At 65.4% G+C, this 8,564-nt stretch carries 11 protein-coding genes; 7 read left to right on the top strand and 4 right to left on the bottom strand.

Features of this window, described 5'->3' with window-relative positions:
- Nucleotides 1-876 (bottom strand): FAD-binding oxidoreductase (locus VGC77_RS04725; protein WP_331170414.1); only part of this gene is annotated, 876 nt, incomplete at its 3' end.
- A gap of 94 nt (nt 877-970) precedes the next feature.
- On the opposite strand from VGC77_RS04725, the gene VGC77_RS04720 reads away from it, so the two are divergent.
- A complete protein-coding gene (locus VGC77_RS04720) occupies nt 971-1,486 on the top strand; it encodes a thioesterase family protein (protein ID WP_331170413.1) in 516 nt (171 codons plus the stop codon).
- On the opposite strand, the gene VGC77_RS04715 is transcribed toward VGC77_RS04720, so the two are convergent.
- The gene (locus VGC77_RS04715) at nt 1,487-1,660 is read right to left on the bottom strand and encodes a DUF1328 domain-containing protein (RefSeq protein ID WP_331170412.1); all 174 of its coding nucleotides are present in this window, start codon (nt 1,658-1,660) and stop codon (nt 1,487-1,489) included.
- Nucleotides 1,661-2,016: 356 nt separating this feature from the next.
- On the opposite strand from VGC77_RS04715, the gene VGC77_RS04710 reads away from it, so the two are divergent.
- The 4 genes from VGC77_RS04710 to VGC77_RS04695 are packed head-to-tail and all read left to right on the top strand — an operon-like array spanning nt 2,017 to nt 5,488.
- Nucleotides 2,017-4,617 (top strand): ATP-dependent helicase, encoded by a 2,601-nt coding sequence (locus VGC77_RS04710; RefSeq protein WP_331170411.1) that lies wholly within the window; start codon nt 2,017-2,019, stop codon nt 4,615-4,617.
- Nucleotides 4,520-4,873 (top strand): type II toxin-antitoxin system HicA family toxin, encoded by a 354-nt coding sequence (locus VGC77_RS04705; RefSeq protein ID WP_331170410.1) that lies wholly within the window; start codon nt 4,520-4,522, stop codon nt 4,871-4,873. The genes VGC77_RS04710 and VGC77_RS04705 overlap by 98 nt, the downstream gene beginning before the upstream one ends.
- Nucleotides 4,873-5,166: a type II toxin-antitoxin system HicB family antitoxin gene (locus tag VGC77_RS04700; protein WP_331170409.1), complete on the top strand. Its 294-nt coding sequence runs from the start codon at nt 4,873-4,875 to the stop codon at nt 5,164-5,166. Before VGC77_RS04705 ends, VGC77_RS04700 begins: the two co-directional genes overlap by 1 nt.
- A 43-nt stretch (nt 5,167-5,209) precedes the next feature.
- Nucleotides 5,210-5,488, top strand: coding sequence for a type II toxin-antitoxin system HicB family antitoxin (locus tag VGC77_RS04695; protein ID WP_331170408.1), 279 nt, complete (start codon nt 5,210-5,212; stop codon nt 5,486-5,488).
- Between the two features lie 33 nt (nt 5,489-5,521).
- Here VGC77_RS04695 and VGC77_RS04690 read toward each other — a convergent pair whose 3' ends face one another.
- Nucleotides 5,522-6,022, bottom strand: coding sequence for a hypothetical protein (locus VGC77_RS04690; RefSeq protein WP_331170407.1), 501 nt, complete (start codon nt 6,020-6,022; stop codon nt 5,522-5,524).
- Nucleotides 6,023-6,255: 233 nt separating this feature from the next.
- Here VGC77_RS04690 and VGC77_RS04685 point away from each other — a divergent pair, with 233 nt between their 5' ends.
- Both VGC77_RS04685 and VGC77_RS04680 read left to right on the top strand, forming a co-directional pair.
- On the top strand, nt 6,256-7,176 hold the full coding sequence (locus VGC77_RS04685) for an ABC transporter ATP-binding protein (protein ID WP_331170406.1): 921 nt from the start codon (nt 6,256-6,258) through the stop codon (nt 7,174-7,176).
- Between the two features lie 2 nt (nt 7,177-7,178).
- Nucleotides 7,179-7,940 carry an ABC transporter permease gene (locus VGC77_RS04680; RefSeq protein ID WP_331170405.1) on the top strand — a complete coding sequence of 254 codons (762 nt, stop codon included), beginning with the start codon at nt 7,179-7,181 and terminating at the stop codon, nt 7,938-7,940.
- Nucleotides 7,941-8,010: 70 nt separating this feature from the next.
- Here VGC77_RS04680 and VGC77_RS04675 read toward each other — a convergent pair whose 3' ends face one another.
- On the bottom strand, nt 8,011-8,337 hold the full coding sequence (locus VGC77_RS04675) for a hypothetical protein (RefSeq protein WP_331170404.1): 327 nt from the start codon (nt 8,335-8,337) through the stop codon (nt 8,011-8,013).
- Nucleotides 8,338-8,564: the final 227 nt, after the last annotated feature.

Raw genomic sequence — 8,564 nt, 5'->3', positions numbered from 1 at the left:
GCCGTGGAATTCGAGCAGCAACAGCGGCGTCTCCGCCAGGGTCAGCTTCGAATAGGCGTTGCTGGCGCGAACCTGCGCCTCATTCATCAACTCGATGCGCGCCACGGGAATGCCGGTCTGGATCGCCAGGATCGTCGCCTGGCAGGCGCCCTGCACCGTTGCGAAAGAACAGGCTGCCGCCGCGATGGTCTCGGGAATACCGCGCAGCTTGATGGTCAGTTCGCTGATGATGCCGAGCGTGCCCTCGGCGCCGACGAACAGATGGGTGAGATCGTAGCCGGCAGATGATTTCTTCGCCCGCGTGCCGGTGGTGATGATCTCGCCGTCGCCGCGCACCACTTTCAGCGCCAGCACGTTGTCGCGCATGGTGCCGTAGCGCACCGCATTGGTGCCCGACGCCCTTGTCGAGGCCATGCCGCCGATCGAGGCGTCGGCGCCGGGATCGATCGGGAAGAACACGCCCTGGTCGCGCAGATGCTCGTTCAGCGCCTTGCGGGTGACGCCGGGCTGAATCACGCAGTCGAGGTCCTCGGCGTGCACCGCCAGAATCTTGTTCATATCGCGCAGGTCGATGCACACCCCGCCTGCGGGCGCGTTGATCTGGCCCTCCAGCGAGGTGCCTGTGCCGAACGCGATCACCGGCACGCTGTGCTTGGCGCAGATCCGCACCACGTCCTGGATATCGGCGGTGTCTTGCGCCATCACCACGGCGTCCGGCGGCTGCGACGGCAGCCAGGTGGTGGTGTGGGCATGCTGTTCGCGCACCGCCTGCGAGGTGACCAAACGGTTGCCGAACCGCGCGGCCAGCGCTTCAATGGCGGCGGCCACCGCCTTGGGCTCGGCACGCTTCGGTTGATTGGTGATGGTCAGGCCCACGTCACGACTCCTTCAGGCAGGGTCGCGAAAGTGTCAAAAGCCGTCGGAGGGGTCAATGGGAAGAATCCGCCGCAGCGCCGCACAAGGAGAGCCGATGACCACGCTGGATGCCGACGATCTCACGCTGCTGCCGGTTCCGTTCGTGGCATCGGTGATGCCGATCGAGCCGCCATGGATCGACTACAACGGCCATCTCAACATGGCTTATTACAACGTGCTGTTCGACCGCGCGATCGACGAGCTGTGGCGGCATCTGGGGATCGGCGCGGACTACCTGACCAGCCGCGGCGGCTCGACATTCACCGCCGAGTGCCATGTGCGCTATCTGCGCGAACTGCATCTCGGCGACCCGGCGCAGGTCACGATCCTGCTGGTCGAAGCCGACGACAAGCGGCTGCATACATTCGAAGAGCTGCGTCACGCCACCGAGGGCTGGCTGTCCGCCACCTCGGAAAACATGACGCTGCATGTCGACATGAGCACGCGCAAGACGGCGCCGTTTCCACCCGATATTCGCGCCCGCATCGCGGCGGTGGCGGAGGCGCATCGCGGCGTGACGCGCCCCGAAGGCATCGGCCGCAGCGTGGCGATGCCCTCGAAACGCGGTTAGCTAGACCCGGGTGCGGCCGCGCGCCAGGCCGACCACGGCCGACACCAGAAACAGCACCACGGCGATGAAGAAGATGATCTTGGCGATTTCGATGGAGGCCCCGGCAATGCCGCCGAAGCCGAGAATGCCGGCGATCAACGCGACGACGAGAAACGTAACAACCCAACCCAACATGACACGACCTCCGATTTCACATCCGGTTTCGACCCGGAGCAGGCTCTAGGTTTTGATGGGGCATGATCTGGTCCGAAAAGCGGGATCCAGTTTTCGGGATCATGCTCGAGCGCGAGTGGCCTGCCGCCGCGCCGTCTGGCGAAACAATCCGTCGCCGGAACAAAAGTTCCTGCCGTGACCGGGCGACGAAATCACGGAAAAGCGAGTGTTTTCGCTGATGGCGCGGCCGCGCCGCGGCGCCATCGCAACACAACGCTGTGCAGCCGCATCATCAGCCCCTATATGGCGGATATCCCGCTATGGAGGCTTCCTCTGCACCGGCCCGCGGTGCCATCGTGGGCGGAAGACGATTCGCAATGACCGACCCGACCAAAAAACTCCTCGCCAACGACCTGCCCGGCTATCAACCCGCCGCGGGCGGCATCGCTGCGCGCGCCCGCGCCCAGGCGATGCCGGCCTATCTGTCCGGCCTCAATCCCGAACAGAGCGAGGCGGTGCAGACGCTGGACGGCCCGGTGCTGGTGCTGGCCGGCGCCGGCACCGGCAAGACCCGCGTCTTGACCTCGCGGATCGCGCATATCCTCTCCAGCGGCCGCGCCCGGCCCGGCGAAATCCTCTCGGTGACCTTCACCAACAAGGCGGCGCGCGAGATGAAGCTGCGGCTCGGCCAGATGCTCGGCCAGGCGGTCGAAGGCATGCCGTGGCTCGGCACCTTCCATTCGATCGGCGGCCGCATCCTGCGCTATCACGCCGAACTGGTGCAGCTTACCTCCAACTTCACCGTGCTCGACACCGACGACCAGATCCGGCTGTTGAAGCAGCTGCTCGCCGCCGACAATATCGACGACAAGCGCTGGCCGGCGCGGATGCTGGCCGGCTTGATCGACGGCTGGAAGAACCGCGGGCTGACGCCACAGCAGGTGCCGGCCGGCGAAGCCGCTGTATTCGGCAACGGCCGCGGCGGCAAGCTCTACGCCGCCTATCAGGAGCGGCTGAAGGTGCTCAACGCCGCGGATTTCGGCGATCTCCTGTTGGAGAACATCCGGCTGTTCCGCGAACACCCCGACGTGCTGCGGCAGTATCAGCACCGCTTCAAGTACATCCTGGTCGACGAATATCAAGACACCAACGTCGCACAATATCTCTGGCTGCGGCTGTTGGCGCAGGCGCCGTCTTCCACCTCTCCCCGCTTGCGGGGAGAGGTGGGATTGCGCAGCAATCCGGGTGAGGGGGCGCCCCAGCAGATCGCGGATTCTCAGGCTGCGGAGACGCCCCCTCACCTCACCCCTCTCCCCGCAGGCGGGGAGAGGGAGCAGTCTGCACCTGGCGCTATCTCCGCCACCCCGACCACCCGCAACATCTGCTGCGTCGGCGACGACGACCAGTCGATCTATGGCTGGCGCGGCGCCGAGGTCGACAACATCCTGCGCTTCGACCACGATTTCCCCGGCGCCAAGATCATCCGGCTGGAGCGCAATTATCGCTCCACCGGCCACATCCTCGCGGCCGCCTCGCACCTGATCGCGCACAACGAAGGCCGGCTCGGCAAGACGCTGCGCACCGAGGACGTCGACGGCGAAAAAGTCACCGTCACCGGCTCGTGGGATTCCGAAGAGGAAGCCCGCGCGATCGGCGAGGAGATCGAACAGCTGCAGCGCGACGGCGCCAAGCTCAACGACATCGCCATCCTGGTGCGCGCCTCGTTCCAGATGCGCGAATTCGAAGACCGCTTCGTCACGCTCGGGCTGCCCTACCGGGTGATCGGCGGCCCGCGGTTCTACGAGCGCGCCGAAATCCGCGACGCGCTGGCCTATCTGCGGGTGATCAATTCGCCGGCCGACGACCTCGCCTTCGAGCGCATCGTCAACGTGCCGAAACGCGGCCTCGGCGACGCCACCGTGCAGCTATTGCACGACCATGCCCGCAAGCGAAAAATCTCGCTGTCGGACGCGGCGCGCGCGGTGGTCGATACCGACGAGTTGAAGCCGAAGGCGCGCGGCAGCCTGCGCGAACTGATGATGAGCTTCGACCGCTGGCGCGTGCAGCGCGACGTCAAGACCCATACCGAGTTGGCCGAGATCGTGCTCGACGAAAGCGGCTACACCGAGATGTGGCAAAAGGACCGGTCCGCCGACGCCGCCGGGCGGCTCGAGAACCTCAAGGAACTCGTCCGCTCGATGGAAGAGTTCGAGAACCTGCAGGGCTTTCTCGAACACATCTCGCTGGTGATGGACCGCGAGGGCGGCGCCGACGAGGACGCGGTCAGCGTGATGACGCTGCATTCCGCCAAGGGGCTGGAATTCGACAACGTGTTCCTGCCGGGCTGGGAGGAAGGGCTGTTTCCGCATCAACGCGCGCTCGACGAACAGGGCCGCGCCGGGCTCGAAGAAGAACGCCGGCTCGCCCATGTCGGCATCACCCGCGCCCGCAAGCGCGCAAAGTTGTACTTCGCCTCCAACCGCCGGATCCACGGCACCTGGAACACGACGCTGCCGTCGCGCTTTCTTGACGAATTGCCGGCCGATCACGTCGAGATCACCGAATCCAAGGGCGGCTCCGGCTGGGGCGGCGCCGGCGGCTACGGCTCCTCGCGCTTCGACACCATGGAATCCTTCGGCTCGAGCTACACCACGCCGGGCTGGCAGCGCGCCCAGGCCCAGCGCGCGCGCAACAACCGCGGCAGCGGCGGCAACGGCTTCGGCGAGGAGCAAGCGCCGTTCGCCTCGTCGCGCGGCGAAGTTGATCATTTCGCCAAGAAGCGCGCGCCGCTCACCATCGAGGGCGAACTGGTGGCGAAATCCACCGGCACCAATTCCGACTTCGCGCTGAAGGATCGGGTGTTTCACCAGAAATTCGGCTATGGCGATGTGGTCCGGGTCGACGGCAACAAACTCACCATCGCCTTCGACAAGGCCGGCGAAAAGAAGGTGGTCGATAGTTTCGTGGAGCGGGTGTAGGTTTATAGGTAGCAGGCCATCACGGAGCGGCATAAAATGCTGGCTCTGGCTGGGGCACGCTATGTTGAGGGACAGTCGCGACATCGTCCGCCGTTTGGAGCGCGAAGGATTCGAACGGATCAGCGTGAATGGGTCGCACCATAAGTTTCGACATCGGGTCTCCAAGCGAATGGTGATCGTCCCCCACCCCAGACGAGATATTGCGCTTGGGACGGTGCGAAGTATTTATCGGCAGGCAGGTTGGAGCAAAGATTGATGCCCCACTATATTGCATTGATCCATAAGGATCCCGACAGCTGCTATGGCGTATCGTTTCCTGACATTCCCGGCGTCATCACGGCGGGAGATACGCTGGATGAGGCCCTGCAGCAGGCCTCCGAGGTGCTCAGCTTTGCTGCGGAAGACTGGGTGAATGAAGATGGTTCGGCAGGCTTTCGACCGCCGCGGACCATCGATCAGTTAAGGCAGGATCCCGAATTTATTGAGGACGCCAGGGACGCGATGATTGCAGTTATCGCATTCCCGGCGCAGGCCCATGCTGCTGAATAGCGGCCCGACATCGTTCAAGACCATGCTGACAGGCTGAACTGACATGCCGCTCTACATCGCCGTGATCCGCGACCGCGCCGGCCATTTTGACGTCTCGTTCCCCGACCTGCCGGGCCTGGTCACCGCCGGCGACAGCTACGACGAAGCGCTCGAGGAAGCCATCGAGGCGCTGGAGGCCGCCGGCGAAGAGTCGAGCAACCCGGACGGCACGATCGGCTTGAAAGCGCCGCGCAGTTTCGAGGAGCTGCAGCGCGATCCCGGTTTCGTGGCACTCGCCGACGGCGCCACGCTGGTCGAGATCGAGTGGCCGGTCGCGGACTGAGCGGGAGTTTCGGACCACAGTTGTTAAACCCGATCAGCGCCGCGCCGCACCGCGGCTCCGCTTGCCGCGCGGGCGATGCGCGGCACGGCTGCGCTGCGCCTTGCCGGCGTGTGCGCGCGGCGGCTCGGCCTGCTCGGCAACGGCCGCTTCGGCAGCCGGAGGCGGCGCGCTGGCGAAGGATTGCTGCAGCGCGTCGAGCTTGGCGCTTAGCGCGGCCACCCGATCGCTGGCCCGCTTGGTCTCGGCCTGCTGGGCGCGCAGCAGATCCTGCACCTCCTGCAACTGGTCGATCGCTTCCTGCTGTGAGACGCCGAGCGCCTTGGTGCTGTCGATCAATTCGTCGAGCTGCGGATTTTTCGGCGGCGGCGCCAGCTTGGCGACCGGCGCGGCCACCGGGCTCGCGGTGATCCGCCACGCCACCGCGCCGCCGACGATCAACAGCGCCGCCATCGCCGCGACCAGCAGCCGCTTCGTCGGGTGGCCCGCGCCGCGGCTTGCGGGCTCGGCGGGCTCGGACGGCAGGGATTCAACCATGCGTGGCAACGTCGCGGAGGCCGCCAAGGTTCCCAGGGCCCGGGCGAGCCGGCGCCCGGCCCGTCGCCCCGCGCTAACCCGTTGAAAATACGGCGTTGCGTCGCGATCTTGGGCGCCGGATTGCAAACCGCAAGCGCAGTTCATATCTGTGCCCTCCCCGCGCGCCGTCGCGCGCCGCGCCGCCCGGCCTGTTGCGTTCGCCGATCATCGCCCCGTCAGACCCGAAGAGCTGGATGCCCCCGATTATCAACGTTTCCCATATGTCGAAAACCTATGGCTCCGGCCTGAAGGCGCTGAACGACGTTTCGCTCAAGATCGACCGCGGCGAGATCTTCGCGCTGCTGGGGCCGAACGGCGCCGGCAAGACCACGCTGATCAGCATCATTTGCGGCATCGCCAATCCGAACGCCGGCACGGTGACGGTCGACGGTCACGACAACATCGCCGACTATCGCGCGGCGCGCTCACTGATCGGGCTGGTGCCGCAGGAATTGCACACCGACGCGTTCGAGACGGTGTGGGCGACGGTGAGCTATAGCCGCGGGCTGTTCGGCAAGAAGGCCGACCCGGCCTATATCGAAAAGGTGCTGCGCGACCTGTCGCTGTGGGAGCGCAAGGATTCCCGGATCATCACGCTGTCCGGCGGCATGAAGCGCCGGGTGATGATCGCCAAGGCGCTGTCGCACGAACCGCAGATCCTGTTCCTCGACGAGCCGACCGCCGGCGTCGACGTCGAATTGCGCAAGGGGATGTGGGAAGTGGTGCGGGCGCTGCGCGCCACCGGCGTCACCATCATCCTCACCACGCATTACATCGAGGAAGCCGAGGAGATGGCCGACCGCATCGGCGTCATCAACAAGGGCGAGATCATCCTGGTCGAACAGAAGGCCGCCTTGATGCAGAAGCTCGGCAAGAAACGGCTGAAGCTGCATCTGATCGGCAAGGTCGAGGCGATCCCGCCGCAACTCGCCGAGTACAATCTGGCGCTGGCCGAGGCCGGCAGCCAGATGATCTACACTTACGACAGCAAGTCGGAGCGCACCGGCATCACCGGGCTGCTCGCAGCGCTGCGCGAGGCCGGCATCCGCTTCCACGATCTCGACACCACGCAGAGCTCGCTGGAAGACATCTTCGTCAGCCTGGTGAGGGCGTAATCATGAACCACCGGGCGGTACGGGCGATCTATCTGTTCGAAATGGCGCGGACCTGGCGCACGCTGCTGCAAAGCGTGGTGTCGCCGGTGCTGTCGACGTCATTGTATTTCGTGGTGTTCGGCGCCGCGATCGGCTCGCGCATCACCCAGATCGAGGGCGTCAGCTACGGCACCTTCATCGTGCCCGGGCTGATCATGCTGTCGATCCTGACCCAGAGCGTGTCCAACGCCTCGTTCGGCATCTATTTTCCGAAATTCTCCGGCACCATCTACGAATTGTTGTCGGCGCCGGTGTCGTTCTTCGAGGCCGTGCTCGGCTATGTCGGCGCCGCCGCCAGCAAATCGATCGTGCTCGGGCTGATCATCCTGTGCACCGCCGGGCTGTTCGTGCCGCTGCACGTCATGCATCCGTTCTGGATGCTGGCCTTCCTGGTGCTGACCGCGGTGACCTTCAGCCTGTTCGGCTTCATCATCGGGGTGTGGGCCGGCAATTTCGAACAGCTGCAGGTGATTCCGTTGCTGGTGATCTCGCCGCTGACCTTCCTCGGCGGCAGTTTTTACTCGATCAACATGCTGCCGCCCGGCTGGCAGACCGTGGCGATGCTCAATCCGGTGGTCTATCTGATCAGCGGCTTCCGCTGGAGCTTCTACGAAATCTCCGACGTCAGCCTCAGCGTCAGCCTCGGCATCACGCTCGGCTTCCTCGTGATCTGCATGGCGACGGTGTGGTGGATCTTCAAAACCGGCTACCGGCTGAAGAACTGACCGCGCGCCGCGCCGCCCACAAAAAAGCGCGGCCGATCCGGCCGCGCTCTTGCGTTACAGCAAGCGTTGGTCAGCGATAGCAGCGATAATGGCCGTGGCGGTAGTAGCCGCGGCAGCGATGACCGCGATAGCCGCGATCCGGCACGCCGAGCACGCCGTTGACGCCGCCGACCACACCGCCGACCCCGGCACCGACCGCGCCGCCCACCACGCCACCGATCGGACCGGCCGCGCGGTTGCCTTCGCGGGAGCCGCGCTCGGCGCCGCCGATGATGCCCTGGGCGTTGACGGTGTGCGGAATCGCCAGCAACGCCAGCGCAAGCGCGGCGCTCGCCAGCAACAGCTTCGCCGGCGAGCGGGCCGGGCGAAGCGCAAGCGTCGAAATCATTGTCTTCATGATGGAATCCTCTGGATTGCCGTCCCCTGTCCCAGCGGTGGGACGCGCCCGGTGTAACCCGGCGCTGGAACGAAAGTTCCATGCGGCGCCGCCGATCGAACGATCGCGCGTTGCGGCGGATTGTTCGCCACGCCATGCTGCCGCCATGTGCTGCGATTAACGATGCAGCGAGCCGCCTCTGGAAACTTCTGCGACCGATGTGCATATAGCAGGGGCACGAAGCGTGC

This window comes from Rhodopseudomonas sp., assembly GCF_036404135.1.
GTDB lineage: Bacteria > Pseudomonadota > Alphaproteobacteria > Rhizobiales > Xanthobacteraceae > Rhodopseudomonas_A.
Note: the sequence above shows the minus strand (reverse complement) of the source record. Positions and strands in the feature narration are given on the sequence as shown.

What these genes read in the sequence shown, in the direction of transcription:
- VGC77_RS04720 (WP_331170413.1), top strand. Translation starts at nt 971, where the DNA reads ATGACCACGCTGGATGCCGACGATCTCACGCTGCTGCCGGTTCCGTTC.
- VGC77_RS04715 (WP_331170412.1), bottom strand. Translation starts at nt 1,660, where the DNA reads ATGTTGGGTTGGGTTGTTACGTTTCTCGTCGTCGCGTTGATCGCCGGC.
- VGC77_RS04710 (WP_331170411.1), top strand. Translation starts at nt 2,017, where the DNA reads ATGACCGACCCGACCAAAAAACTCCTCGCCAACGACCTGCCCGGCTAT.
- VGC77_RS04705 (WP_331170410.1), top strand. Translation starts at nt 4,520, where the DNA reads ATGGCGATGTGGTCCGGGTCGACGGCAACAAACTCACCATCGCCTTCG.
- VGC77_RS04700 (WP_331170409.1), top strand. Translation starts at nt 4,873, where the DNA reads ATGCCCCACTATATTGCATTGATCCATAAGGATCCCGACAGCTGCTAT.
- VGC77_RS04695 (WP_331170408.1), top strand. Translation starts at nt 5,210, where the DNA reads ATGCCGCTCTACATCGCCGTGATCCGCGACCGCGCCGGCCATTTTGAC.
- VGC77_RS04690 (WP_331170407.1), bottom strand. Translation starts at nt 6,022, where the DNA reads ATGGTTGAATCCCTGCCGTCCGAGCCCGCCGAGCCCGCAAGCCGCGGC.
- VGC77_RS04685 (WP_331170406.1), top strand. Translation starts at nt 6,256, where the DNA reads ATGCCCCCGATTATCAACGTTTCCCATATGTCGAAAACCTATGGCTCC.
- VGC77_RS04680 (WP_331170405.1), top strand. Translation starts at nt 7,179, where the DNA reads ATGAACCACCGGGCGGTACGGGCGATCTATCTGTTCGAAATGGCGCGG.
- VGC77_RS04675 (WP_331170404.1), bottom strand. Translation starts at nt 8,337, where the DNA reads ATGAAGACAATGATTTCGACGCTTGCGCTTCGCCCGGCCCGCTCGCCG.